24 protein-coding genes are annotated in these 23,965 nt (G+C 67.9%); 9 read left to right on the top strand and 15 right to left on the bottom strand.

Going from position 1 to position 23,965, the window contains the following annotated elements:
- Positions 1-8: 8 nt before the first annotated feature.
- Positions 9-932: a LysR family transcriptional regulator gene (locus FS845_RS17570; protein WP_144637663.1), complete on the bottom strand. Its 924-nt coding sequence runs from the start codon at positions 930-932 to the stop codon at positions 9-11.
- A 121-nt stretch (positions 933-1,053) separates the two neighbouring features.
- Between FS845_RS17570 and FS845_RS17565 the strand changes: the two genes are divergently transcribed.
- The 3 genes from FS845_RS17565 (at position 1,054) to FS845_RS17555 (ending at position 3,710) form a co-directional block, all read left to right on the top strand.
- Positions 1,054-1,797 (top strand): SDR family oxidoreductase, encoded by a 744-nt coding sequence (locus tag FS845_RS17565; RefSeq protein WP_144638041.1) that lies wholly within the window; start codon positions 1,054-1,056, stop codon positions 1,795-1,797.
- An 85-nt stretch (positions 1,798-1,882) separates the two neighbouring features.
- The gene (locus tag FS845_RS17560) at positions 1,883-2,776 is read left to right on the top strand and encodes an alpha/beta fold hydrolase (RefSeq protein WP_144637661.1); all 894 of its coding nucleotides are present in this window, start codon (positions 1,883-1,885) and stop codon (positions 2,774-2,776) included.
- A 46-nt stretch (positions 2,777-2,822) separates the two neighbouring features.
- Positions 2,823-3,710 (top strand): aldo/keto reductase, encoded by an 888-nt coding sequence (locus tag FS845_RS17555; RefSeq protein WP_144637659.1) that lies wholly within the window; start codon positions 2,823-2,825, stop codon positions 3,708-3,710.
- Positions 3,711-3,777: 67 nt separating this feature from the next.
- Here FS845_RS17555 and FS845_RS17550 read toward each other — a convergent pair whose 3' ends face one another.
- Positions 3,778-4,692, bottom strand: coding sequence for a DMT family transporter (locus FS845_RS17550; RefSeq protein ID WP_144637656.1), 915 nt, complete (start codon positions 4,690-4,692; stop codon positions 3,778-3,780).
- A 90-nt stretch (positions 4,693-4,782) separates the two neighbouring features.
- Complete coding sequence (locus tag FS845_RS17545; protein WP_260986329.1) at positions 4,783-6,297, bottom strand: aldehyde dehydrogenase family protein; 1,515 nt, start codon at positions 6,295-6,297, stop codon at positions 4,783-4,785.
- Positions 6,298-6,624: 327 nt separating this feature from the next.
- On the opposite strand from FS845_RS17545, the gene FS845_RS17540 reads away from it, so the two are divergent.
- Positions 6,625-7,434, top strand: coding sequence for an AraC family transcriptional regulator (locus FS845_RS17540; RefSeq protein ID WP_144637654.1), 810 nt, complete (start codon positions 6,625-6,627; stop codon positions 7,432-7,434).
- Between the two features lie 121 nt (positions 7,435-7,555).
- On the opposite strand, the gene FS845_RS17535 is transcribed toward FS845_RS17540, so the two are convergent.
- Positions 7,556-8,422 carry an HpcH/HpaI aldolase/citrate lyase family protein gene (locus tag FS845_RS17535; protein ID WP_144637651.1) on the bottom strand — a complete coding sequence of 289 codons (867 nt, stop codon included), beginning with the start codon at positions 8,420-8,422 and terminating at the stop codon, positions 7,556-7,558.
- 135 nt (positions 8,423-8,557) lie between these two features.
- Here FS845_RS17535 and FS845_RS17530 point away from each other — a divergent pair, with 135 nt between their 5' ends.
- Both FS845_RS17530 and FS845_RS17525 read left to right on the top strand, forming a co-directional pair.
- Positions 8,558-9,529: a Bug family tripartite tricarboxylate transporter substrate binding protein gene (locus FS845_RS17530; RefSeq protein WP_144637648.1), complete on the top strand. Its 972-nt coding sequence runs from the start codon at positions 8,558-8,560 to the stop codon at positions 9,527-9,529.
- A 102-nt stretch (positions 9,530-9,631) separates the two neighbouring features.
- Positions 9,632-10,327, top strand: a complete 696-nt coding sequence (locus FS845_RS17525) for a GntR family transcriptional regulator (protein ID WP_144637646.1) — start codon at positions 9,632-9,634, stop codon at positions 10,325-10,327.
- A gap of 35 nt (positions 10,328-10,362) precedes the next feature.
- On the opposite strand, the gene FS845_RS17520 is transcribed toward FS845_RS17525, so the two are convergent.
- The 4 genes from FS845_RS17520 to FS845_RS17505 form a co-directional block, all read right to left on the bottom strand.
- Positions 10,363-10,548, bottom strand: a complete 186-nt coding sequence (locus FS845_RS17520) for a hypothetical protein (protein ID WP_144637644.1) — start codon at positions 10,546-10,548, stop codon at positions 10,363-10,365.
- 52 nt (positions 10,549-10,600) lie between these two features.
- Positions 10,601-11,323 carry an isochorismatase family protein gene (locus tag FS845_RS17515; protein ID WP_144637642.1) on the bottom strand — a complete coding sequence of 241 codons (723 nt, stop codon included), beginning with the start codon at positions 11,321-11,323 and terminating at the stop codon, positions 10,601-10,603.
- A gap of 58 nt (positions 11,324-11,381) precedes the next feature.
- Positions 11,382-12,593 (bottom strand): CaiB/BaiF CoA transferase family protein, encoded by a 1,212-nt coding sequence (locus FS845_RS17510; protein WP_144637639.1) that lies wholly within the window; start codon positions 12,591-12,593, stop codon positions 11,382-11,384.
- 111 nt (positions 12,594-12,704) lie between these two features.
- Positions 12,705-13,784 (bottom strand): MBL fold metallo-hydrolase, encoded by a 1,080-nt coding sequence (locus FS845_RS17505; protein ID WP_144637637.1) that lies wholly within the window; start codon positions 13,782-13,784, stop codon positions 12,705-12,707.
- 97 nt (positions 13,785-13,881) lie between these two features.
- Between FS845_RS17505 and FS845_RS17500 the strand changes: the two genes are divergently transcribed.
- Both FS845_RS17500 and FS845_RS17495 read left to right on the top strand, forming a co-directional pair.
- Entirely contained in the window at positions 13,882-14,499 is a 618-nt protein-coding gene (locus FS845_RS17500) for a TetR/AcrR family transcriptional regulator (protein WP_144637635.1), read from the top strand.
- 69 nt (positions 14,500-14,568) lie between these two features.
- Positions 14,569-15,258: a TetR/AcrR family transcriptional regulator gene (locus tag FS845_RS17495; RefSeq protein WP_260986328.1), complete on the top strand. Its 690-nt coding sequence runs from the start codon at positions 14,569-14,571 to the stop codon at positions 15,256-15,258.
- Positions 15,259-15,305: 47 nt separating this feature from the next.
- Here FS845_RS17495 and FS845_RS17490 read toward each other — a convergent pair whose 3' ends face one another.
- Complete coding sequence (locus tag FS845_RS17490; protein WP_144637631.1) at positions 15,306-16,865, bottom strand: acetolactate synthase large subunit; 1,560 nt, start codon at positions 16,863-16,865, stop codon at positions 15,306-15,308.
- A gap of 24 nt (positions 16,866-16,889) precedes the next feature.
- The gene (locus tag FS845_RS17485) at positions 16,890-17,855 is read right to left on the bottom strand and encodes a Bug family tripartite tricarboxylate transporter substrate binding protein (RefSeq protein ID WP_144637629.1); all 966 of its coding nucleotides are present in this window, start codon (positions 17,853-17,855) and stop codon (positions 16,890-16,892) included.
- Positions 17,856-18,133: 278 nt separating this feature from the next.
- Here FS845_RS17485 and FS845_RS17480 point away from each other — a divergent pair, with 278 nt between their 5' ends.
- Entirely contained in the window at positions 18,134-19,186 is a 1,053-nt protein-coding gene (locus tag FS845_RS17480; protein WP_222130005.1) for an isopenicillin N synthase family dioxygenase, read from the top strand.
- A gap of 19 nt (positions 19,187-19,205) precedes the next feature.
- Here the strand turns inward: FS845_RS17480 and FS845_RS17475 are convergent, their stop codons facing one another.
- The 5 genes from FS845_RS17475 to FS845_RS17455 all read right to left on the bottom strand — a co-directional run bounded on the left by FS845_RS17475 (position 19,206) and on the right by FS845_RS17455 (position 23,959).
- Positions 19,206-20,123 carry an SMP-30/gluconolactonase/LRE family protein gene (locus tag FS845_RS17475; protein WP_144637627.1) on the bottom strand — a complete coding sequence of 306 codons (918 nt, stop codon included), beginning with the start codon at positions 20,121-20,123 and terminating at the stop codon, positions 19,206-19,208.
- A 66-nt stretch (positions 20,124-20,189) separates the two neighbouring features.
- On the bottom strand, positions 20,190-21,155 hold the full coding sequence (locus tag FS845_RS17470; protein WP_144637625.1) for a tripartite tricarboxylate transporter substrate binding protein: 966 nt from the start codon (positions 21,153-21,155) through the stop codon (positions 20,190-20,192).
- 91 nt (positions 21,156-21,246) lie between these two features.
- Entirely contained in the window at positions 21,247-22,317 is a 1,071-nt protein-coding gene (locus FS845_RS17465) for a cyclase family protein (RefSeq protein WP_144637623.1), read from the bottom strand.
- An 11-nt stretch (positions 22,318-22,328) separates the two neighbouring features.
- On the bottom strand, positions 22,329-23,279 hold the full coding sequence (locus tag FS845_RS17460) for a hydroxyacid dehydrogenase (protein ID WP_260986327.1): 951 nt from the start codon (positions 23,277-23,279) through the stop codon (positions 22,329-22,331).
- Entirely contained in the window at positions 23,276-23,959 is a 684-nt protein-coding gene (locus FS845_RS17455) for an RraA family protein (protein WP_144637619.1), read from the bottom strand. Before FS845_RS17455 ends, FS845_RS17460 begins: the two co-directional genes overlap by 4 nt.
- Between the last annotated feature and the right edge of the window lie 6 nt (positions 23,960-23,965).

Raw genomic sequence — 23,965 nt, 5'->3', positions numbered from 1 at the left:
CCGTACCTTCAGCGGCCATCGAAGCGCTGCGCCAGGCCGCGCGTGCGGAACGCATCGATCACGAATTCGATGAACACCCGTGTGCGCGCGGGCAGCAACGTCTTGTTGGGGTAGTAGAGCGAGAGCGGCCCGATATCCGCGTACCATCCCGGCAGCAGGCGCAGCAGTGCCCCGGATGCCAGCCCCGGCGCCGCATGCGACATGGGCAGCAGCGCGATGCCGAGCCCCTGGATGGCCGCATGGGCCATCGCCTCGGGATCGTCGAAGATCGCGCGCGTGCGATGTACGGCCTGCGCTTCATCTCCGTCCGCACTGCGCAGCGTCCAGGCGCGCACGCGCCCCGTCGATGCCGATCGCCGCGTGATGCCATCGAGTTCCGCGAGGTCGGACGGGTGGCGCGGCGTGGGCCGGCCGCGCATGTAGGCAGGCGACGCGGTCACCACCACGTGCACGCGCGCGAGCTCGCGCGCGACCACGCCTTCGGTCAGCTCGATACCGCCACCGACCGCGGCGTCGAAGCCGTCGCGGATCAGGTCGACGGCCCGGTTGTCGAAGTGCCAGTCCGGCACGATCGCGGGATACCGGGCGAGGAAGTCGTTGAGCAGCGGCAGCAGATGTTCGCGGCCGAACGCGACGCCCATGCTGACCTTGAGCATGCCTGTCGGGTTGTCCGCCTCCTGCGCGGCCCCCGCGAACGCATCCCGCAGCGTGGCATACGGATCGGACACCTGCCGTAAGAATTGCTCGCCGCCCTGTGTAAGCATGAGCCGCCGGGTGCTGCGCTGGAACAGCCGCAACCCGAGGTGGGATTCGAGCCGCGCGACGTTCTTGCTGACGGCCGCCGGCGTGAGGCCCAGCCGGCGCGCGGCAGCCGAGAAGCTGCCGGTATCGGCCGCCTGCACGAAGGATTCGAGGAGATTGAGCGCTTCCATGGCGTCGAGCAGCTTACACCTTATACCCCTGGTTGAAGAAGTTTCTCCTTTTCCGCTACTACCGGTAGAAGTGGTACGAATCGATACTCCGACCACTCAGTATCAGAAGCAGAGCACCATCATGAGCAAGAACCTGAACGGCAAGGTGGCTTTCGTCACAGGCGGCGCCCGCGGCATCGGCGCCGGAATCGTGCGCCGCCTCGCCAGCGAAGGCGCGGCGGTCGCCTTCACGTACCAGCAGTCGGCCGAGGCCGCCGAAGCGCTGGCTCAATCGATCCGCGCCGAGGGCGGCCGGGCCCAGGCCTACAAGGCCGACGCCGCGGACACGGCTGCGCTGACCGCCGCCATCGACGGCGCGGCGGGCGAGTTCGGAAGGATCGACATCCTGGTCAATAATGCGGGCATATTCCGGCCAGGCTCCGTCCAGGAGATGTCGCTGGAGGACTTCGACCTGACGGTGGCCGTGAACGTCCGATCGGTCTTCGTCGCCGCCAAGGCCGCGTTGCGCCACATGGGCGAGGGCGGCCGCATCATCAACATCGGCAGCACGAACGCCGACCGCGTCCCGTTCCCGGGCGCCGCCGCCTACGCAATGAGCAAGTCCGCCCTCAAGGGGCTGGTCCAGGGCATGGCCCGGGATCTCGGCCCGAAGGGAATCACGGTGAACAACGTGCAGCCGGGCCCGACCCATACCGACATGAATCCGCAGGGCAGCGACTTCGCCAAGGCCCTGCACGGCGTGATGGCCTTGCAACGCCATGCACAGCCCGCGGAGATCGCGGGCATGGTCGCCTATCTCGCGAGCCCGGAAGCGGGTTTCGTAACCGGCGCCAGCCTCAACATCGACGGCGGATTCGCCGCATAAGCCTGCCGCTTACCCGGAAGCCTCCGCGCGCGTCACTGCGCGTGGGGGCTTCGTGCATGGCAGACTCCAACGAGAATCGCAAGACATGGCTACCACGAGATTTCGATTATCACGCCGCAACGTCCTGAAGGCGGCCGCAGCGGCGGCGGTTGCGGCAACCGCGGGCAAGCAGGCGTCGGCGGAATGGTCGCCGAAGCCGACGGACGTCGCCCAGCTCTTCTATACCGACGTGGGGCGAGGCAAGAATCTGCTGTTGATCCACGGTTGGGCGTGCGACTCCCACGATTGGAGCGGACAGCTTCCGGTGTTGGAAGAGAAGTACCGGGTCGTCGCGCTGGACCTGCGCGGACATGGGCGATCCGAGGTCGCGCCATCCGGGCAGTACAGCCCGGCCCACTTCCTGGCGGACATCGAGAACCTGCTCGACGGCCGTTTCAAGGGCGAGACGTTCGTGGCGATCGGCCATTCCATGGGTGGACAGATCGCCGCCCGCCTGTCGGCCAAACGTCCCGACCTGGTGTCCGCGGTGGTATCCATCGACGGCGCGCTGGGCTGGGCAGGCGACTCCGGCGCGTTCTTCAGGAAGCTGGTCGACGACATGAATGCGGGCGATCCGGCCGTCGTCGTTCCGCCGGTATTGCAGGCCCTCTATGATCCTTCGACGGACCCCGCGCTGAAGCGCTGGCATGCCCGACGGGCGCAGGGAACGCCGGCCCACGTCGTGCGCGAAGCCTTCCCCCCGCTGTTCTTCGGCGTGGACCAGGTGGGCTTCGGCGAGCAGAGCGCCGACTTCTGCCGACGCCTCGCTGTCCCTATCTACCACCTGTGCCGGGACCGGGCCCAGGCGCGCCGCATGGCGCCGTGGTTTTCACACCCCAAGTCCAAGGTCGAAGTGTGGGACAGGACCGGCCACTGGATCGCGCAGGATAGAAGAGACGACGTCAATGCAGCGCTGGTGTCGTGGATCGAGTCACTTTGACGACTGGCCGAGAGGCCCCATCTCGATACACCCATAAAGGAAAAGCATGAACACATCCACGTCGAATGCCGCGAATGCGGGCACGTTCAATATCGGCGACGGCCTCGAGGTCAACCGTCTCGGTTTCGGGGCCATGCGCATCGTCGGTCCGGGCATCTGGGGACCGCCTGCCAACCATGCCGAGGCCATCCGTACGCTGAAGGCCATACCGGCGTTGAACATCAACCTGATCGACACGGCGGACTCGTATGGCCCCGACGTATCGGAATGGCTGATCAAGGAAGCGCTGCATCCTTACCCCAAGGGGCTGGTCATCGCGACCAAGGGCGGGCTGACGCGCCATGGACCTGACAGCTGGCACCCCGTGGGCCGGCCGGAGTACCTAATCCAACAGGTGCACAAGAGCCTGCGCAACCTGGGCGTGGAACGGATCGACCTGTGGCAGTTGCATCGCATCGACCCGCAGGTGCCCGCGGCGGATCAGTTCGGCACCATCCAGGCGCTGGTTCAGCAAGGCCTCATCCGTCACGTCGGGCTGAGCGAGGTTTCCGTCGCCGAGATCGAGCACGCCTCCGGGTTCTTCAAGGTGGCGACCGTCCAGAATCGCTACAACCTCATCGACCGGGCGAGCGAGGAGGTCCTGGACCATTGCACGGCGCACGGCATCGGGTTCATCCCGTGGTTCCCTCTTGCCGCGGGCGATCTGGCCAGGCCGGGGTCGTTGCTAGACAAGCTCGTTCAGCGCTACCGCGCCACGCCTGGCCAGATCGCGCTCGCGTGGCTGCTGAAGCGCAGCCCGAACATGCTGCCCATTCCGGGAACCTCGAAAGCCGAGCACCTCGAGCAGAACGTCGCCGCCGCGGACATCGTGCTGTCGGATGAGGATTTCCGGGCGCTGAGCGATGAAACCGGGGGGGCATCCGCGCCGGCATGACCGGAACCAGGCCATCGCCGCGCCCTACCGTCGGCGGGCCGGCGTTGGCATTTCCCGCGCGGAGGGGTCAGTCGGGCGTAGCGCGGCCGTCAGCGCCTGCGGGCGATGCGGACCGCGCTTTCGCCTTCTGGGCCAGTTCTACGGCAATCACGCCCGCCACGGCCATTGCGCCGCCTACCATGAGGGAGGCAGTCGGCTGTTCACCCAGGAATATCGTCGCGAGCGCGGCGGTACCGATGGGAATCAGGTTGAAGAAGATCGAGACGCGCGCGGGCCCCAGCCGGGCCAGGCCAGCCATCCACGCCAGCGGTGCGCAGATCGACGCCGCCGTGCCCGCGTACAGGACCATCCCCGCACCGGCGACCGTGAGCGGCTGCCTGTCGGCGACGGCGTAGAACGGCAGCAGCACGGCGCCGGCCGCGACTGCCTGCACGAACATCGAGGCGATCGCCGGAAGCTCGCTCTGCCAACGCTTCAACAGCACGTTGTAGACCGCCATCGAGACGACGCCGGCCAGCATCATCGCGTCGCCGCGATTCACCCCATCGCCGATCATCCGTTCGAGTTGACCATGGGAAATCACGACCAGTACGCCGACCAGCGACAGGGTGGCCCCCACCATGGTGCCTAGGCCCGGCGCTGCCCGCAGCAGGACGCTGGTGATCGCGATCGTGATCAATGGCACCAGGGCCTGGATCATGCCCAGGTTGATCGCGGACGTGTACTGCGCGGCGGAATATGCCAACGATTGATAGACGGCGCCGCCCACGATGCCCAGCAGCACGTAGCGCCACCCGTATCGCGCCAGGAAATGGCGGTGAGCGCCCAGCGCGCGCGCCGACAGCGGCAGCAACAGCAACGCCGCGAGCACCCAGCGGAGAAAGGCGATCTCGGCAGGCGAGATCACGCCCGCCGACAGTTTCACGATCACTGTGTTGACGCTCCACAGCAGTGTGGCGATCAGGGGGAATGCGTAATTCATCGACGTTCCATACCGGACTTCCGGCAAGCGTCCAGGGCCCGGCAGACACGAAGATCCGCGGGCCCATCGGACAAGAGGGAATGCCTGGCGTCAGGCGGCCACGGCTTCGTTCACGACGCTGATCTGCGTGTACTCATGCAGGCCGTAGTGGCCCCATTCGACGCCGATGCCGGACTGTTTCGCGCCGGACGTCGGGACGTCGGGCGCAAAGTTCAGGTGCTGGTTGATCCAGACGGTGCCTGCCTGGACCCGCGCGGCCAGTGCCCGGGCGCGCTCGGCGTTCGCCGACCACACCGACCCGGAGAGTCCATAGTCCGACTGGTTAGTGCGTTGCAGCGCTTCTTCGGCATCGCGGACCCGGATGATCGGCAGGATCGGCGAGAACTGTTCCTGGTCGACCAGCTCGCTGCCGTCCTCGATGTCCCGGACGACGGTCGGCTGGACGAACAGGCCGGGGCCGTCGCCCACGGAGCCACCCGCGATGACCTTGCCATCGGCATGCGCCACATTGAGATAATGCCGTGCCTTGGCGAATTGCATGTCGTTCTGGACCGGGCCTATCTGCGTCCCGGCCTTCATGCCGTCGCCGAGGGCCGCGGCCCTGGCGAGTTCGGCCACGGCTTCGCAGAACGCGTCATAGATCGATTCCTCCACGTAGGCACGCTTGATGGCCAGGCATGCCTGGCCGGCGTTGTAGAAGGCGCCGTTGTAGACGCCGGCCGCCGCCTTTTTCACGTCCACGTCGCCCAGCACGATCGCGGCGCCGTTGTCGCCGAGCTCCAGCGTCATCCGCTTCAGCCGAGCCGGGCTGCTCTGGACGACCTTGAGGCCGGTCGCGGTCGACCCCGTGAACGACACCTTGTCCACCAGCGGGCTGCTGGTCAACATCGAACCGAGATCGTTCTGGTCGGTGACGATGTTGAGAACGCCCGCGGGAAGGATGGGGGCGGCGATCTCGGCGATCATGAGGGCGCACAAGGGCGTGGTGGCGGCGGGCTTGAGCACGAGCGTGTTGCCGGTGACCAGCGCGGGGGCAATCTTGTAGCAGGGGATCAGCAGCGGGAAATTCCAGGGCGTAATTCCCAGCACCACGCCGATCGCCTTCCGGCTGACGGCGATCTTCAACTCGGGCGTGTCGCGCAGCACATCGGGGGTGAGCTCGTAGTTCGCGAAGAATCGCATGTAGGCGACGGAGAATTCGACCTCGCCCTGGGCTTCGCCCAGCGGCTTGCCCTGCTCGCGAACCATCACCTCGGCGAACTCGTCCTGCCGCGCCTCGATGGCGTCGGCGATGGCGAGCACCATTTCCTTCCTCTTCTCCCAGCCCAGCGCTTCCCAATCCGGCTGGGCGGCTTTCGCTGCGCGCAGGGCGTTCTGGGCCTGGGCCTCGGAGCCGCAAGCGACGGTGGCGAATACGTCGCCGGTCGCGGGGTTCTTCACGTCCAGGGACCGGTCCCCGTCCACCAGCGATCCGTCGATCAGCATTTTCGTTGCGTAAGCCATAAGTATCCTGTGTTCTTTAAAGGTCGGCATGAACTGCGGTCGGCTGGCAAGGCGGCCTGCGGTGAGCGCTGCCGGCATGCCAGGAAGAGCATCGAAGCTCATGGCAGCCACTATAGGGATTTGGCCTGATACAAGTAAATAACGATTTTCAGACATTCAGTCGTGGAAGTCGGTCAGCCGATACGTGAATCAAGGCGGCAGCGCGGATGGGCCGGGGCTTCTCGAGGCAGGTTCCACGGAGAGAGGCAGGCCGTCCAGCGCACAAGAATCAGGAAAAACCGGGCTGTTGTGATAGATTGGCCGTTGAAGGTTAGATAGCCATTTAAGGACAATTGGTGTCGAAGACCGGTCAGGCAATGGATTCGACGTTGCCGCCGATACGGCCGACTCCACTGCCGACCCACCCATGCACCCAGGCGGACTTTCCTCATGACCACGAAGCGCTCGCACATCGTCCCTTCGGGTCCGCCGCCAGACCCCATCTCCTGCCGGATAGAGACCTACCCTCTGGGCGCTGTATTTCCTGAGCAGAAGGCGGATTGGGGAAAGCTCCTGTACGCCGTCAGCGGCGTCGCGGAATTCGTCATCGAAGGGAATCGGCTGCTTTCGCCGCCGGCTTACGGCATATGGATTCCCGCGGGGCTCACGCATTCGTCGACGATGCTGCACGCGGCGCGATATGCCAAGGTGTTCATACGGGTCGACCTTTGCGCAGGCCTTCCCGACCAGACCTGCACGATCGCGCTCAGCAACCTCGTGAAGGCCATCGTGGCGGACTTCGCGAACCGCGGCGTCACCGTTCCTTCGGCGCCGGAAGACATGCGCTTGAGCACGGTGCTGGTCGACCAGATCAGGCTGGCGCCTCGTACCGACAGCTATCTGCCCTTTACGGAGGATCCGGTGGTCGGCCAGCTGCTCGCGGCCTTGCAGGCCGAGCCCGGCGACCGCCGTTCGATCGCGCAGTGGGCCGACGCCATGCATATGACCGAGCGTACGCTGTCGCGCCGGTTCAAACTGGCGGTCGGCCTGTCGTTCGGTGAGTGGCGGCAGCGGCTGCGGCTGCTGACCGCGCTTTCGCATCTGAAATCGGGAGATCCCGTCCAGGTGACCGCCAGCAAGCTGGGCTTCAGCACGACTTCGGCTTTCATCGCCGCTTTTCGCCAGGCGACGGGCACGAGTCCGGGACGGTCGCGCGAGGGCGTGGAGGCACTGGCGGCCTACGGGACCAGGCAAGGCTAGCCGGCATGCGGAGCGCATGCCCGGTCGTCACCGGGGAGAATACCCGGGTGCTGAGCGATGCAACCGGACAGCTCGCACCGGCCGGGACGTGACCGATATGGGCGGCTTCCGGCCGGCCGGTCTACGCGATCATCCCCGCCCGGCGGGCCGTCTCCACCAGTCGCTGCGCGCTGATGATGAACGGCCCGTCCACCAGCCGGCCGTCCACGACGAAGGCGCCCGTGCCCTTGCTCAACTGCTCCCGGGCGGCTTCGACCACCCGCAACGCGTGCGCCACCTCGGCCTCGTCGGGCAGGAACACCTCGTTGGCCAACGCCACCTGCGTGGGGTGGATGCAGCTTTTCCCGGAGAAGCCCAGGTCGCGGGCGGCCTGCGCATCGGCGCGGTAGCCGTCGGGATTCTTGATGTCCACGTAGGCGCCGTCGTAGGCGTCGATCCCTGCCTCGCCGGCGGCCAGCCGGACCTGCATGCGCACGTGTTGGACCATGGCCGGATGGCCCTGGCGTATGCCCAGCGGCGACAGCAGGTCGCCGAAGCCGATCTGCAGCCCGGCGATGCGCGGATGCGCGCGTGCGATGTCCGCCGCCCGGCGCAGGCCGGCCGGCGATTCGATGTTGGCGAGGATGCCGATGGGCTGTGCGATGCCGCGCTCACGTTCGATGCGCTCGAGCAACGCGGCCGCCTCCACCACCGACTGCGGATCTTCCACCATGGGCAGGTTCAGCTGCCGCAGGGCAGGCCAGGCCGCGGCCTGCACGTCGTCGCGGAAGTGGGGCGTGTCTGCCGCGTTGCAGCGCACGATCAGGGCCTTGCCGGCCTGCAGGGCCGCGTCGGATTGCAGCCACGAGGACAAGAGCGCGCGCGCTTCGCCCTTGCGGCTTTCCTCGACGGCATCCTCCAGATCCAGCGAGATGGCGTCGGCGGCGCTGGCCAATGCCTTCGCATAGAGCTCTGGCCGGGAAGCCGGGACGAACAGTTTGCTGCGCATGAACGCTCTCCTTGGGTGGGTGTAAGGGAAATCCCCGTTTTGTAAATTGTAGACAATTAACAAGGACGAAGCATAGACTGATCCGCGGCGCCGGGGACTCCGGCGGAACCCTCGATGCCCTGGAGCAAAGTCCTCATGCTTTCCCGTACGCTGAAGTCCATGCTGATCCTGCCGGCGCTGCTGGCCGCCATGGCCGGCGCGCCCGCGCAGGCCGCCGATTCCTGGCCCTCGCGCCCGATACGCATGGTCGTGCCCTTCGCGCCGGGCGGCAGCAACGACGTCATCGCGCGCAAGCTGGCGGAACGGATGACGCCCATCCTGGGCCAGACGGTGGTGGTCGAGAATCGCGGCGGGGCAGGGGGCGTGATCGGATCGAACGCCGTGGCCAACTCGGTGGCCGACGGCTATACCTTGCTGTTCGTGTCGGGGTCGCTGGCCACCAGCGCCTCGGTGCAGAAGACGCCGTACGATCCCCTGAAGGCGTTCACCGCCATCTCGCGCGTCGCCTCGGCGCCATTCGTGATCGTGACGCGCGAAGGCTTTCCCGCGAAGACCCTGCCGCAACTGATCGACTATGCCCGGGCCAACCCCGGCAAGATCAACTACGGCAGCGCGGGCCTGGGCGACAGTACGCAGCTGGCCACGGAACTGTTCAGCAGCACGGCGGGCATCAAGATGCAGGCCGTCGGCTACAACGGCATCTCGCTTGCCCAACTGGACGTGCTGGCGGGCCGGCTGGACCTGGTCATCACCACCGTGGCGGCCATCCGCGGCACCGCGGTCGACAAGCTTCCCAAGGTGGCCTTCACCACGAACCGGCGGGACGCCGAGTATCCCGACGTGCCTACCGCCAAGGAGTCGGGACTGGATTACGTGGTGGACGTATGGTGGGGCGTGTTCGGGCCCGCGAAACTGCCCGCCGACATCGTCTCGCGCGTCAACGGCGCGGTCGCGCAGGTCGCCGCGCAGCCCGATTTCGCCGCCTTCCTGAAGAGTTCCGGCGCCCAGGCTGCGCCGTCTTCCGCGGATGAGCTGCAACAGGCGCTCTCGCGCGACCTGGCCCGTTGGACCGAGACGGCCGAACGCGCGGGCATCCGGCAGAAGTGAGCATACGGAGGCGCACTCGGGAGGGCCTGTTTTCCTCGAGGCGGACTATCGGGTATCTTCCCCCTGGTCTGCGATCGCGAGCAAAAAAGGAGCACCCGCCACATGGACGAAAGCACCCCGAAGACCATCCCGTATTTCCTTCGGGAACGGATCGGCGCGCTGATCGTCGACGGTACCTATCGGCCCGGCCAGCCGTTGCGGGAGCAGGACCTCGAAAGGCGTTTCGGCACCAGCCGCGGCCCCATACGCGAGGCCTTGCGCTTGCTGGAACTGGCAGGCCTGGTCACGCACACCCAGCGTCGTGGTTTTCGCGTCACGCTCTACGACGACAAGGAGATTCGCGACCAGTACCTGCTGCGGGCCGAACTGGAGGCTTATGCCATCAACCAGTTGGCCGATGCCGGCGATCTGGCGCCCCTGATCGCCGAGCTGACGGCCTGTCGAAAGCGGCTGGCCGCGGCACGCACGGCGAAAGACCCGCGGGCCTACCTGTCGGAGATCCGGCATTTCTACGATGCCATTGCCCTGGGCACCGGCAACCGGCCGCTGTGCGAGGTGCTTGCGCGCTTGAATGAGGTCGCCGAGCCGCTGCGCTACAACCTGCTGTCGCGCCGGCTGGATGAAAGCCGGTCTCCACAGTACATGAAGCGCATCGTCGACGCCTTGGCCGCGGGACGTTTCCAGGAAGCCGCGGACCTCAAGCGCGCCCACGTGCTGGAGAACATGCCCAGCATCATCGACGCGTACGCCGCGGCTCGTTATCAGGAAGGGCGGGCACAGCGTGATGCCGCGGCATGAAGCCGTGAATTGAAGCTCCAGCCGCGGCCGCGGCCTCAGCGCATCGCCATGGCGTTGTCCGGCGCGCCCACCCCGCCGCGCGTGATGTTGTTCAACGTGCCCGGCTGGCCCCCCGCGCCCCGTGCGCCCCAGGTCAGCGCCAGCCCGATGTGGTCGGGCCGGGGCAGGTCGGCATGGCGCGTAAACGGCCGGGCGGCGGACATCTCATTGGTATCAGGCAAGTTGCTTCCCCTTGGCCTCGGGGAGGAATCGTGCCGCGCACGCGCTCCTGGATTACGGCGATGCGGCCTCGGCGCCCCAGTCCTGGCGCTGCGATTCGGGCAGCTCCAGGTAGTCCAGCACTTGCTGCATCGGGACCACGTCGGCGAACTGGCGGTTCATGTCGAACAGGCTGATCGCGTGCGAGATGGGGATCCGGTCGAACACGCATTCCTGCGGAACGATGGTGCGGAAGTTGTAGGAGGCGCTGTCGAACACCGTGGCGCGGATGCAGTTGCTCGTGGCGCCGCCCATCACGATGACGGTGTCCACGCTCCGATCCACCAGATAGCCCAGCAGCGGCGTGCCATGGAAGCCGCTGGGTTTTTTCTTGACGAACACCACGTCGCCGGCGGCGGGCGCCAGCGAGTCCAGCAGTTCGGCGCCCACGGTGCCGGCCAGGCACCAGTGCTCGCTTTCCAGCAGGCCGCGCTTGCGGCGATAGCCACCGATGTCGCTGCCGTCTCGCTCCAGTTCGAAGCGGGTGAAGAAGCAGGGCACGCCGGCCTGCTGCGCCGCCCGCACCACGCGGGCGATGGCCGCCGCGGATTCACGGCCTACGTCGCCGCAGCTCGAGGGCCAGTCGGCATCGCGCCCCGGCTCGCCCACCATGTACTTCTGCGCGTCGATGACGACCACGGCCGCGCGGGCCCCGAAGCCCATGCGCCTGCCGAAGCCGCCACGCTTGAGCACCGCCAGATCCTGCTCCGACAGGTAAGACTCCCAGAGTGCCGCCATGCCATTCCCCTTGATGTTCGTGTTCGTGTTCGTGTTCGGATCGATCGGCGGCGCGCGGTCAGGGCGATGCGACCGCGGCGCGCAGCGCATCCAGCTCGTCATCGGACAGGCCGCTTTCGCGCAGCACCTGCTCGGTGTGCTGGCCCAGCGTGGGCGCGGCGCATGGCGCGGCGACGGCCGCATCGCCGAACCGCACCGGCCTGGCCAGGCCGCGGTACGTGCCCACCTTGGGATGCTCGTAGGCGTGAACCAGATCCTGCGACAGCACCTGCGGGTGATCGAACATGTCCTCGATCGGGCGCGCCGGCGCGCACGGCACGCGCACGCCGAAGATATCCGCCCATTCGGTGGCGCCGTGCGCCTGCAGCGCCTGGCGCAGCCGGGGCACGATCACGCCGGCGTGTTCGGCGCGCTTGCGCACGGAGTCGTAGCGCGGATCCCGGCCCATGTCCGGCAGGCCGACCAGTTCGCACAGCGCTTCCCAGAAATGCGGGGTATTGGCCGACAGGTAGATGCTGCCCTCGCGCGTGGGATGCAGGCCGGTGATGCCCCCCGAGCGCATGTCGCGCCAGACGTCGCGGGACTCGCTCTCGGCCCATACGAAGCGCGCCGATTGCATGGCCAACGCGCTGCCCAGCAGGGATACGCCCACGTACTGGCCGTGGCCCGTGCGCTCGCGCTGGTAGAGCGCCGAGGCCACGCTGCCCGACAGCAAGGCGGCGGCGTAATAATCGACGACCGAGCCGTAGACGATCTCCGCGTCGCCCGGCGCGCCCTGGAAGGTGCAGATGCCCGTCATGGTCTGCAGCACCTGGTCGTAGCCCGCGCTGTCCTTCATCGGGCCGCTGTCGCCATAGCCCGTCAGCGCGCAGTACACCAACCGGGGATTGCGCTGCCGCAGGGCCTCGTAGTCGATGCCCAGGCGTGCCGGAACGGACGGCCGGAAGTTGTGCACCAGTACGTCGGCCTGGTCGACCAGGCGCAGCAAGGCGTCCTTGCCCTGCGGCGTTTTCAGGTCGAGCACGATGCCGCGCTTGCCGCGGTTCACGCCGAGAAAGGCCCGCCCTTCAGCGGCCAGTGTCGAGGGGTAGTTGCGGAAGTTGTCTCCCTGAGGCGGCTCGACCTTGATGACCTCCGCTCCCTGATCCGCCAGCAAGGCGCATCCATACGGGCCGGCGATGTAGGCACTGAGATCCAGTACTCGAACGCCGTCCAGCGGGCCGCGGACAGGCGCCGCGGCGGGCGTCGATAGGGAATCCGGCTGAGTCAATGCACACCTTTTCGTCTGGTAGCCGGGGTGCGGGCGCGTGGCGCGGTCGCCCCGGCAAGGGTCTCCGTTGTGCGAATTATTGTATAGACCAGACTATAAATTGTCTACAATTTACAAAATAGGGTGTGGATGATCCGCCGCCGCCTGCCACCATGCCGTGGTGGCCGCAGGCGCGGTCAGGTCGACGCGGGCGCCGATGGCCGGGGTCAGCAGCGGGACCGCGCGTTGCGCCGCGATCCGCGCCACACGGTCCAGCGGTTCGTGCCAGGCATGCATGGCCAGGTCGAACGTGCCGTTGTGGATGGGCAGCAGCCAGCGGCCGCGCAGGTCCAGGTGCGCCTGCACGGTTTCTTCCGGCACCATGTGCACGAATCGCCAGCGGTCGTTGTAGGCGCCGTTCTCGACCAGGGTGACGTCGAACGGGCCGTAGCGCTGGCCGATCTCCTTGAATCCGCCGAAGTAGCCGGTATCGCCGCTGAAGTACAGGCGGAACTCCGGCCGGCTCTGCGACGCGGGATCGATCAGGACCCATGAGGCCCACAAGGTCCGGTCGCCGTCGAACAGCCCGCGTCCCGAGAAGTGCTGCGAGGGCGTCAAGGCCAGGCGCAGGCCGCCCGCCTCGGTTTCCTGCCACCAGTCCAGCTGGCGCACCTTGCCGGCGGGCACGCCCCAGGCGACCAGCCGGTCGCCCACGCCCAGCGGGGTGAGGAAGACGTCGGCCTTGTCGGCAAGCCGGCGCACGGCATCGTGGTCGAGGTGGTCGTAATGGTCGTGCGACAGGATCACGCCCGCCAGCGGCGGCAGATCGTCCAGCGCGATGGGCGGGGCATGGAAACGCTTGGGACCCATCCATTGGAAGGGCGATGCGCGCTGGGCGAATACCGGATCGGTGATCCAGAATCCGCCGCGCAGCTTCAGCAGGACGGTGGAGTGACCCAGGCGGAACAGGCTGCGGTCCGGCGCGGCAAGCAGGTCCGCGCGGGTCAGCGCCTGCACGGGCAGGGCGGCCGACGGCACGGTGGTGGAGGGCTTGTTGAACAGCACGTCCCACAGCAGGCCCATGAAGCCGGCAAGACCCATGGCGGGACGCGGCTTCGGATTGCGAAAGCGCCCCTCGGCCGACTGCGGGGAATCCGGGTAGCCGGCGGGCGGGCGTTCGGTGCGGAGAAAGGACGGCAGGCATGCACCCATGGCGTGGGCTCCGGCGAATAGGGCTGATGTGGAAACTACACCGTGCAGTCTACTTTTACGAATGCGAAAAGTAAACTCTGCGGTGTAAAATTCGCGGATGGAAACAACTGCTGCTCCGACCCGCCTGACCGATCGCAAGCGCGCCGCCATCCTGCACGCCGCGGTGGCCGAATTCCGCGCGTCCGGCTACGAAGCGACCAGCATGGACCGCATCGCCGCGCGGGCCGAGGTCTCCAAGCGCACGGTCTACAACCATTTCGCCAGCAAAGAGGTGCTGTTCACCAGCATCCTGCAGGCGCTGCTCGAACAGGGCAGCGGCGCCCTGGACGTGCGCTATTGCGCCGACCTGCCGCTGCGCCAGCAACTGATCGAGCTGGTCGAGCGCAAGATGCGCCTGATGCACGACCCGTATTTCGCCGACCTGGCGCGCGTGGCGGTGGCCACCGGGGTGCATGCGCCGGACCTGGCGCGCAAGATCGTGGACCAACTGGGTGAACGTGAAGCGGGCATTGCCGTGTGGGTGCGGGACGCGGCGAAGGATGGCCGGCTGCAGGTCAAGGATCCCGCCTTCGCGGCCATGCAGCTCGAGTGCCTGGTCAAGGGCTTTGCCTTTTGGCCGCAGATCGCCATGGGCCAGCCGCCGCTGGGCAAGGCCCGGCAGAAGCAGGTGCTCGAGGGCGCGGTGGACATGTTCCTGGCGCGCTACGCGGCGTAGCGGCTCGCGCTTTGGCGCCTGGGGCGGTATGACACAATACGCAGCCTAGCCGAAAGGAGCCAGCGCACCGTGAGCGAGAAGACGTTCCCAGAGGATCCCGCAGCCGAGCGGCCTGCCCGGGGGCGGCCCAGGCTGGATCCGTCGAACCAGAAGACCAAGGCCGCGATCCTCAAGGCGGCGGTCAAGGTGTTCTCGCGGCATGGCTACGATGCCGGCAGCATCGAAAAAGTGTCGAAGGAGGCCAAGACCGTCGACCGGATGATCTACTACTACTTCGGCAACAAGCAGGGCCTGTACAACGCCGCGCTGGAAGAGATGTACAGCCGCATGGGGCAGGCCGAGGCCGCGGTGGACGTCGACCTGGACGATCCCCGGAAGGCCGTGGTCAAGACCATCCGCTTCGTGTTCGACTACTACGCGTCGCATCCCGAATTGATCGTGCTGCTGAACGACGAGAACATGCACAAGGGCCGGCACCTGGCCAGGAACCGGCCGGCGCAGCCCGGCGGCGCCGTGTCCCCCATCCTGTCCCGTATCCAGACCATCGTGGCCGAAGGCCAGCGCACGGGCCTGTTCCGGCGGGGGGTGAAGGCCCGGCACGTCTACTTGATGATCCTGGCCTCCGGCTATTTCTTCATCTCGAACCGCTACACGCTGTCGCGCTTCCTGGGCGAGCCCCTGGACGCGAAGGCGCACGAGGAATGGACCGGGTTCGTGTCCGATTCGGTGCTGCGCATCCTGGAGAAAGCGCGGGCCTAGGGCCGACGGCGCGCTCGGCCATTGCGCGCCGACGGCCCTGGCGGCGGTTACCCGGCCGGATCACACCTCAGTTCGATGAGGAACGGTCCGCTGCGACGCAGCGAGTGCGCGAACAGATCGTTGAATTCCTCCATGCTGCGCGCCGTGGCCGCTTCTACGCCGAAGCCGTTGGCGATGCGCACCCAATCCAGGGCGGGGTCGTCCAGCGAGAACAACCGCTCTGCGCTGGCGCCGGGCGAGACGCCCATGCGCTTCATTTCGTTGAACAGGATGTCGTACCGCCTGTTGGAGAACACCACGGTGGTGACGTCCAGGCGTTCGCGCGCCTGGGTCCAGAGCGCCTGCACGGTATAGAGGCCCGAACCGTCCGCCTGCAGCGTCACGACGCGCCGGTGCGGGGCGGCGATGGCCGCGCCCGTGGCCAGCGGCAGGCCCGATCCGATGGCGCCGCCCGTCAGCTGCAGCCAGTCGTGCCGCGCCGCGTGGTGCGTGGCGTCGTACACCGAGCGGCCGAACGTGATGCCCTCGTCGACCACGATGGCATCGTTCGGCAGCAGCGCGGACAGGGACTGGCCGAACGCGGCCGGCGACACGGAACCCCGCGCCGGCGCGAGCGTCGATACGGGCCCGGGCTGGCCGGCGCCGGCATGCGAGAAGGCGTTCACGCGTTCGCTCAGGGCGCGCAGGGCGGCTTCCAGGTCATGGCCCTTGTCGCCCAGTGTCGTGAAGACTGCTTCCGGGTGCGCGGGCCCGCTGATCCCGTCCGGCCCCGCGAAGGCGAACACGGGGGGCTCGGCGCCCGCCAGCACCACCTGGGTGACGCCCGAGAAAGCCTGGCGCGCGGCAGGTACGGCATAGGGAATGCGTTCGATGGCGGGCCTGCCGCCGCCGCGAGCCATCCTGCGGATGAAGCTGTGGGCGAACACGCGCGCGCCGGTTCGGCGGGCGATGGCCGCGGCCAGGCGTGTGCATGCGTCAGTCAGCGCGGCGTCTCCCAGGACCAGCGCGGTGGACGTCCCTGACATGAGCGCGCCGGCGGCTGCTTCGATCGCCGCATCGTCGACCCGCGGCCGCGGGGGTGGCGCGAGGGAAGCGCCCATGGGCCCGCCGGGACCCCAGCACACGTCCGAAGGCAGCACGAGGCTGGCGATCGCGCCACCGCCCAGGCGCGATTGCAGGACCGCGCTTGCCGCGTCCATTCCGATGGTCAGCGAGCTGTTGACCCGACGGGTCCAGGCCGACACGCTGCGCGCGACGTTCTCGGTGTCGGAGGCCAGCGGCGGGTTCCGGTAACCGTGGAATTGGGCCTGGTCGCCCACGAGGTTGACGATGGAGCTGCCTGCCTTCCGCGCGTTGTGCAGGTTGGCCATGCCGTTCGCCAGGCCGGGACCGCAATGCAGCAGGGTGGCTGCCGTACCTTCCGAGATGCGCGCATAGCCGTCGGCCGCGCCGGTGGCGACGTTCTCGGCCAGCGCCAGCACGCAGCGCATATCGGTCACGCTGTCCAGGCCCTTCACGAAATGCACCTCGCTGGTGCCGGGGTTGCCGAAACACGTGGACACGCCGGCGCGCACCAGGGTATGCAAGAGGGTTTCCGCTCCGTTCATCTGCTGTCTCTCTTCGGGTGTGGGTCAGTCCAGCTTGAGGTCGAGCGACGAGAACGCCTTGCGCCAGGCCGCGGCGTCCTGGCCGATGAGTTCCTGGAAGCCCTCGGGAGGCAGTCGCAGGGGCTGGGCGCCATCGCGCGTGATCTGTGCGGAGACGTCGGGATCGGCAATCGCGGCCTGGACCGCGGCGTTCAGTGTCCTGATGACGGGCTCCGGCGTGCCGGCCGGCGCAACCAGCCCGTACCAGACGGACAGTCCGGCCTGGGGAAGTCCCTGCTCGGCCACGGTGGGCACGTCGGGCACGCCGGGTATCCGTTGCGCGCTCGTGACCGCCAGGCTCTTGTACTGGCCGCTGGCCACCCGGTGTATCGAGGTCGGGATGCCGTCGAAGTAGACGTGGATGTCGCCGCGTTCCAGGCCGATCAGCGCGGGTCCCGCGCTGGTGTAGTGGACCGCCACCATCGAGTCCCCGGCGGCCTTGGACAGCAGCGCGCCCAGTACGTGGTTCGAGGTGCCCGTGCCCAGGGTGCCGTAGTTGAGCACGCCCGGCTTGCCGCGGGACAACGCGATCAGCTGCGGGATGGAATCCGCCGGCACGTCCTTGTTGACCAGCAGCATGAAGGGGATGGTCATCACCCCGGCGATGGGAACGAACTGCGAGGGCGAGTAGGGAAGCTGTTTCTGCGTCAACGGCGCGATGCTCATCGTGGTCGACGTGGCGAACAGCAGCGTATGGCCGTCGGCGGGCGCCTTTGCGACGGAGACGGCGCCGATGATCGTGCCGGCGCCGGGCTTGTTCTCGACGATGACCGGCTGGTTCAACCGGCCGCGGATCTTGTTCGCGACCACGCGCGCGATCGCGTCCGCGGAGCCACCGGCCGCGTACGGCACGGTGAGCTTGATCGGACGGTCCGGGACCCAGTCCGCCGCCTGCGCGCAGGTGGCGGCGGCGAGGCCGAGCATTGTGGCGAGAAGCTGCCGGTAGAGCATGTTGGAACTCCTGGTCTGGCTGCGGGGCAGGCCTGCGTGGGTGGCACGCTGAGCCTTCAATTAAATGTAGCGTTGACTACATTTATTTATTGTCCCGGTGTTCGTCTCCTCATGCAATCGCTTTCTGATCCGTGTATTCCCGACCGTCCGGGATGCTCCGGGATTTCCCTCGGGTCCGATCCGCACGCAGAAAAAGCGCTTGCGAGAAAGCGGATTCCTGGTCGAGAATTAATGGAGTGACTAGTACATTAAATAACCCGGATCAGGAGATCGCAGTCATGGAAACACCGCATATCGTGCTGGACCACGTGCCCGTGATAGACATCGCGGCGTTCATCGAGGGATCGCCCGAAGGGCAGCGGCAGGTTGCGGCGCAGGTCAGCGCCGCCTGCGAGCAGGTCGGATTCCTGGTGATCACCGGGCACGGCGTCGCGCAGGCCACGATCGACACGCTGTACGACGAATCGAAAGCCTTCTTCGCCTTGCCCGAGGAGGAAAAGCTGCGGGTCGAGAAGCCGGCCGGCACCAACCCCAAGGGGTTCACCCCGCAGGGCAAGAAGACGGTGGGCAAGGATCGCGACGCCATGCTGAAACCGTCGCTGCTGGAGAGCTTCGCGATCGGGCCGCTGGACGTGTCGGATGACGCGTACTACGCCCATCCCGAGGCCGGCCCGAACTATTCGCCGAATCTATGGCCCGCCCGGCCCGACGGCCTGCAGCCGGCCTTCATTGCGTACTACCGCGACATGGAGCGCCTGGCGCTGACCATCCTGGACATCTTCGCCTATGCGCTGGACGTGCCGAAGTCGTACTTCCATGACCGCGTGGACAAGCATGCCAGCATCCTGCGGGCGAACTTCTATCCCGCGCAGATCGCGGCGCCGAAGGAGGGCGAGCAGCGGGCGGGCGCGCACACCGACGCCACCGCCATCACCATCCTGAAGGTCGACGATGCGCCCGGCGGGCTGCAGGTGCAGCTGCCGGGCGGGCAATGGGTCGGCGTGCCCAAGGTGCCGGGGGCGTTCATCGTCAACATCGGCGACATCATGATGCGCTGGACCAACGACCGCTTCGTCTCGACCATGCACCGTGTCGTCAACCCGCCCGCCGAGCTGGCGGGCAAGGCCGACAGGCTGTCCATTCCCTATTTCTGCATTCCCAACTACGACGCGGTGATCGAGTGCATTCCAAGTTGCGCCGGCGCGGGTGCCAAATATCCGCCGGTGACGTCGGGGCAGTTGCTGTCGACCCGCTACCGGGTGACGTTCTCGTTGAAGGACGATGCGGCGGCGGAGGCCGCGTCGCGGGCGCGGCAGCCCGTCGCCATGTGAAGGACGCCGCCCGCCCTGCTCAGGCGCCCCGGTGCAGGGCGAGCCCCGCATGCGGCGCCCGCGCCGTCAGCACCTTGCCCGTGGTCGATTCGGTGCAGTACAGCGAGCGCCCGTCCTCGCCGCCGAACGCGATGTTGGTGGTAGACGCGCCCGCCGGGCTGCGCCAGACCTGGATAGGCTCGGCGCGCGGATTCAGCAGCCACACGTAGCCCAGCCCGGGATTGGCGACGATCACGTTGCCTTCCACGTCCACCGCCAGTCCGTCCGGGCCGCTCGGCCCATGCGACGTGAAGAACTGGCTGACCTTGCTGACGCTGCCGTCGGGCAGCAGCGGCACGCGCCACACGCAATTGCCGCGCGTCACGGCCACGTACAGCACCTTGCCGTCGGGCGACAGCGCCACCCCGTTTGGGCTGGGCACGTTCGACAGCAGTTGATCGAGCTGGCCGTTCGGCCGCAGTCGGTACACGCGGCCGGTGGGGTCGTGCAGGCCCGTCTGGCCCTGGTCGGTGAAGTAGAGGTTGCCTTCGGCGTCGAAGATCAGGTCGTTCACGCCCTTGAAGCGTTCGCTGTTGCGGCGCTGCAGATAGGGCGAGACCTCGCCCGTGGCGACGTCCAGCGCCATCAGGCCGTTCTTGTAGTCGGTGATCAGCAGGCGCTGGTCGTCCAGGAACTTCATGCCGTTGGGCTCGCCGTCGTACTCGGCGACCAGCGTCCATTCGCCGCCGGGGGCGACGCGGAAGATGCGGCCCCACGGGATGTCGGTGACGTACAGGTTGCCGGCCCGGTCGAACACCGGTCCTTCCAGGAAGGAATCGGCGATGGCGCCGCCGCGGTTGGCGTCGGCCCATGCGCTGGGCCGGGCGCGGCGCAGTCCCGCGGGCATGGAGGAGAACACGGAGAATTCCGTGACTACGGGGGGATTGAGCAGGAACATGCGGGTCCTTGTCGTGGCGGGACGGTCGATCAGTATCGCGCTACGTCCGATTCGGCGTGGCCAGGCTCATTGCGCCTGCAGATTCAGGTCTTTCGCCAGCGCACGGTAGTCGGCGATCTCCTGCGTCATCTGGCGGCCGAAGTCGTCGCCGCATACCGAGCGCGGCTGCATGCCCAGCGCGTCCAGGCTCTTGGCCGTGCCCGGGTCCTGCGCGAAGCCCGCGGCGATCTTCGACAGCCGGGCCAGCACGGGGGCGGGGGTGCCCGCGGGCGCCATGACCCCATACCAGGCGTCGGCGTGGTAGTTGCGCACGCCGGCCTCTTCGAAGGTGGGCACCTGCGGCAGTTCGGCCACGCGCTTCGGCGCGGCCACGCCCAGCGCCTTCAGCTTGCCGGACTGCACCTGCGGCAGCACCGAGCCCAGGGTAGCCAGCGAGCTGTCGACCTGCCCGCCCATGACGTCGGTGATGGCCTGCGCCGCGCCCTTGTAGGGGATGTGGTTCATCGACGTGCCTGTCAGGCGCAGGAACTGTTCGCTGGCGAAGTGCCCCGAACTGCCGGTGCCGGGCGTGGCATAGGTGCGCTTGCCGGGTTCGGCCTTCAGCGTGGCCAGGAATGCCACCAGCGTATCCGTCTGCACCGTGGGGCCCACGACCAGCACGGTGGGACTGACGGCCACGGTGCATACCGGCGCGAACGAATCGCGCGCGTCGAACTTCACGCGGTCGCCGTACAGGGCGGGAATCATGGTGTGGTTGGTCGCGCCCACCAGCAGGGTGTAGCCGTCGGCGGGCGCCTTGGCCACCGCCTCGGCGGCCAGGATGGTGTTGGCGCCCGGCTTGTTCTCGACCACCACCGCCTGGCCCAGCTCCTTGGACGCGTAGGCGGCGAAGGCGCGGGCGACGACGTCGGTGGGGCCGCCCGCGGAGAACCCGACGATCACGCGTACGGGGCGTTCGGGGTACTGCGCCGCGGTGGCGCCCGCGGCGCCGGCCAGGGCCAGGGCGATCAGGATCTTGTTTATCGCGTGCATGGTGTTGTCTCCTTTTTTCTAGGTATGCCGGCCGCGGCGTCGTGCCGGGCCGGGCTGAGGAAAATGAAAATACGTGTCCCGCGGCCCTGCGTCAGACGGTGGCGATGGGCGTGGCGGGCGAGCCCGCGGCGCCCGGCAGGCGCAGCGGCGGCGCGGTCAGCAGGAAGCGGCTGCGGTGGTGCGCGCGCAGCCAGCGCGCCAGCGGGGTCAGCCACCAGAGCTCGCCCAGGTGGATGCCGTTCTTGAACAGGCAGTGCTCGTGCAGCGGCAGGCGCGGCCCGCGCAGGGGCTGGCCCGGGCCGCCGAAGCGCACGGACTGCACCAGTTCCACGGCGGGATTGTCCGCGATCAGGCAGGCCAAGCGGGACTCGACGATCCACGACAGCAGGCGCGCGTCATTGCCGTCCAGGCCGCTGCCCGTCGCGTGCAGGTGGGCGACGTCGGGCTGCCGCTTCATGGCCATCAGCGTGTCGCCGAAGCCGGTGTGCAGGCACACCATGTCGCCGGGTTCGACGACGACGCCGTCGGCATCCAGGATCCGCATCAATGCGTCGTAGCCGACGGCGTGGCGCCTGCGGCCGACGTGGTGTTCCAGGTCGATCATCACGGCGCGTCCCTGCGCGCCGTGCTCGGCCAAATGCTCGATGCCGAGCGCGTCGGCGCGCGGTTCGGGAAAGCGTGCCCAGTCCGTCGGAGCGGCAGGGTCTTCCTGCGCGGCGTGCACGTGCTCGCCGGCACGGTAGCCGTTGTAGAACACGGCCTCGGCCTGTCCGTCGCCATCGGCGTCGAAGCGGCTGCCCATGTGCGCCAGGCTGTCCCATTGCGTGGAGTACTGCGTGTTCATCAGCAGCACGTCGTCGCAGACCACGTCCGTCAGCATGGGGTCCTCGTCGGCGTACGACCAGCAGAACCCCTGCGCGCCCGCGCTCTTGCCGTCACGCAGGGTGGCGTAGCGGCGCGGCGGCAGGCGGCGCGGATTCAGCGCCATGCCGCCCGGCACGTCCAGCGGCAGCGACAGGCAGAACGTCAGGCCCTCGCTGACTTCGGCGATGCCTTGCAGCGTCTTGCCGCGGTCCACGAGATTCATGCGGCCCAGCTGGTCGTCGGGACCGAACTCTCCCCAGTTGCCGCCAGCGGGCGCGTGCTTCCATCGTCGTGCCATGCGGAGGCTCCTCAGGGGTGCCGCGCGCGGGACAGCACGTCCAGCACATTTTGCGCGGCGCCCACCCCCATGCCGACGTAGGCCTCGGGCGTCACGCCACCGATGTGCGGGCTGAGCAGGATGCGCGGCTCCTGCTGGAATGGATGGCCGGGAGCCATGGGCTCGACGGCGAAACTGTCCAGCCCGGCGGAACCGACCTGTCCCGAGCGCACGGCCTGCAGCAGGTCGGCCTCTTCGATCAGGCCGCCGCGCGCCGTGTTGACGACGATCACGCCGGGCTTGCACTGCGCCAGCGTGCGCGCGTTGACCATGCCGCGGTTGTCCGCCGTCAGCGGGCAGTGCAGCGAGATCGCGTCCGAGTCGCGCCAGAGGGTGTCCAGGTCCACCAACTCGATGCCGTCGCCGACGTCCACCGCATAGGGGTCGAAGCCGATCACGCGCATGTCCAGGCCCCGCGCCATGCGCGCCATGCGGCGGCCGATGGCGCCCAGGCCGATGAGGCCCAGCGTCTTGCCGGCCAGCTCCACACTCTTGTGCGTGGACTTGTCCCAGTGGCCGGCGCGCATGCGCGCGTCCAGCGCCACCACCGACTTGGCGCAGGCCAGCAGCAGCGCCAGGGCCTGCTCGGCCACGGCGCCCGCGTTCACGCCCACGGCGGCGCGCACTTCGATGCCGCGCGCCGCGGCGGCCGCCTTGTCGATGGTGTCGGTGCCGCTGCCGTGCTTCGAGATCACGCGCAAGGACGGCGCGGCCTGCATGGCGGCTTCGCCGACCTTGCTGTAGCGCACGATGATCGCCACGGGGTCGTGCTGCCGGCACAGGGCCACGATGTCGTCTTCCCTGGGCGTCTTGCCCGCGTAGACGATGTCGAAGTCCCCCAGCAGCGCCAGCGCCGGCTGCGCCAGGTCCGCGCCGGTGACCAGGATGACCGGCCTGGCGCCGGCGGAGGCGGCCGTGCTCACAGCGTCTCTCCTTCCTTCAGCACGCCGGCCGTGCGCAGGGCGGCGTCCAGCCACTTGGCGGCGGTGTCGCCGCCCTTGATGGCTTCGATGCGGGCGGCCTCGTCGCGCACCTTCTTTTCGGCGGCGGGCAGCAGGCCTTCGATCTTCTCGCGCTCGACCACGACGACGCCGTCGTTGTCGCCGATGACGAAGTCGCCGGGATGCACCGTGACGCCGCCCACGCTGACGGGGTGGCCGATGCGGCCGGGCACGTTCTTGGTCGGGCCGTTGGGATTGGTGCCGGCGGCGAACACGGGGTAGTCCATCTCGATGATCTCGATGCTGTCGCGCGCCGCGCCGTCCATCACGACGCCGGCCAGGCCGAGCTTCTGGCAGGCGGTCATCATGATGGTGCCCATCAGCGCGGAGTTCAGGTCGCCCTTGCCGTCGATGACCAGCACGTCGCCGGGCTGCGCCAGCGCGATGGCGGCGTGGATCATCAGGTTGTCGCCGGGGCGCACTTCGACGGTGAAGGCCGTGCCGGCGAACTTCATCGAGGGATGCAGCGGGCGGATGCGGCCGTTCAGCGCGCCGCGGCGGCCGGCCACGTCGGCCAGGATGGCGGGCTGCAGCGCCGCGGCGCGGGCGACGATCTCGGCCGGCACGCGGGAGAAGTTCTTGATGATGTCGGGGTTGCTCATGTTCGT

Source organism: Bordetella genomosp. 13, from assembly GCF_007679965.1.
GTDB lineage: Bacteria > Pseudomonadota > Gammaproteobacteria > Burkholderiales > Burkholderiaceae_B > Bordetella.
The sequence above is the reverse complement of the archived record's forward strand: the minus strand, read 5'-3'. Positions and strand labels throughout refer to the sequence as shown.

Bases quoted from the DNA above. Each gene is read 5' to 3' on its own strand.
- FS845_RS17540 (WP_144637654.1), top strand. From the start codon at position 6,625: ATGACCACGAAGCGCTCGCACATCGTCCCTTCGGGTCCGCCGCCAGAC.
- FS845_RS17475 (WP_144637627.1), bottom strand. From the start codon at position 20,123: ATGTTCCTGCTCAATCCCCCCGTAGTCACGGAATTCTCCGTGTTCTCC.
- FS845_RS17530 (WP_144637648.1), top strand. From the start codon at position 8,558: ATGCTTTCCCGTACGCTGAAGTCCATGCTGATCCTGCCGGCGCTGCTG.
- FS845_RS17525 (WP_144637646.1), top strand. From the start codon at position 9,632: ATGGACGAAAGCACCCCGAAGACCATCCCGTATTTCCTTCGGGAACGG.
- FS845_RS17550 (WP_144637656.1), bottom strand. From the start codon at position 4,692: ATGAATTACGCATTCCCCCTGATCGCCACACTGCTGTGGAGCGTCAAC.
- FS845_RS17555 (WP_144637659.1), top strand. From the start codon at position 2,823: ATGAACACATCCACGTCGAATGCCGCGAATGCGGGCACGTTCAATATC.
- FS845_RS17515 (WP_144637642.1), bottom strand. From the start codon at position 11,323: ATGGCGGCACTCTGGGAGTCTTACCTGTCGGAGCAGGATCTGGCGGTG.
- FS845_RS17490 (WP_144637631.1), bottom strand. From the start codon at position 16,865: ATGAACGGAGCGGAAACCCTCTTGCATACCCTGGTGCGCGCCGGCGTG.
- FS845_RS17505 (WP_144637637.1), bottom strand. From the start codon at position 13,784: ATGGGTGCATGCCTGCCGTCCTTTCTCCGCACCGAACGCCCGCCCGCC.
- FS845_RS17545 (WP_260986329.1), bottom strand. From the start codon at position 6,297: ATGAGCTTCGATGCTCTTCCTGGCATGCCGGCAGCGCTCACCGCAGGC.
- FS845_RS17560 (WP_144637661.1), top strand. From the start codon at position 1,883: ATGGCTACCACGAGATTTCGATTATCACGCCGCAACGTCCTGAAGGCG.
- FS845_RS17485 (WP_144637629.1), bottom strand. From the start codon at position 17,855: ATGCTCTACCGGCAGCTTCTCGCCACAATGCTCGGCCTCGCCGCCGCC.
- FS845_RS17500 (WP_144637635.1), top strand. From the start codon at position 13,882: ATGGAAACAACTGCTGCTCCGACCCGCCTGACCGATCGCAAGCGCGCC.
- FS845_RS17480 (WP_222130005.1), top strand. From the start codon at position 18,134: ATGGAAACACCGCATATCGTGCTGGACCACGTGCCCGTGATAGACATC.
- FS845_RS17565 (WP_144638041.1), top strand. From the start codon at position 1,054: ATGAGCAAGAACCTGAACGGCAAGGTGGCTTTCGTCACAGGCGGCGCC.
- FS845_RS17465 (WP_144637623.1), bottom strand. From the start codon at position 22,317: ATGGCACGACGATGGAAGCACGCGCCCGCTGGCGGCAACTGGGGAGAG.
- FS845_RS17535 (WP_144637651.1), bottom strand. From the start codon at position 8,422: ATGCGCAGCAAACTGTTCGTCCCGGCTTCCCGGCCAGAGCTCTATGCG.
- FS845_RS17470 (WP_144637625.1), bottom strand. From the start codon at position 21,155: ATGCACGCGATAAACAAGATCCTGATCGCCCTGGCCCTGGCCGGCGCC.
- FS845_RS17570 (WP_144637663.1), bottom strand. From the start codon at position 932: ATGGAAGCGCTCAATCTCCTCGAATCCTTCGTGCAGGCGGCCGATACC.
- FS845_RS17455 (WP_144637619.1), bottom strand. From the start codon at position 23,959: ATGAGCAACCCCGACATCATCAAGAACTTCTCCCGCGTGCCGGCCGAG.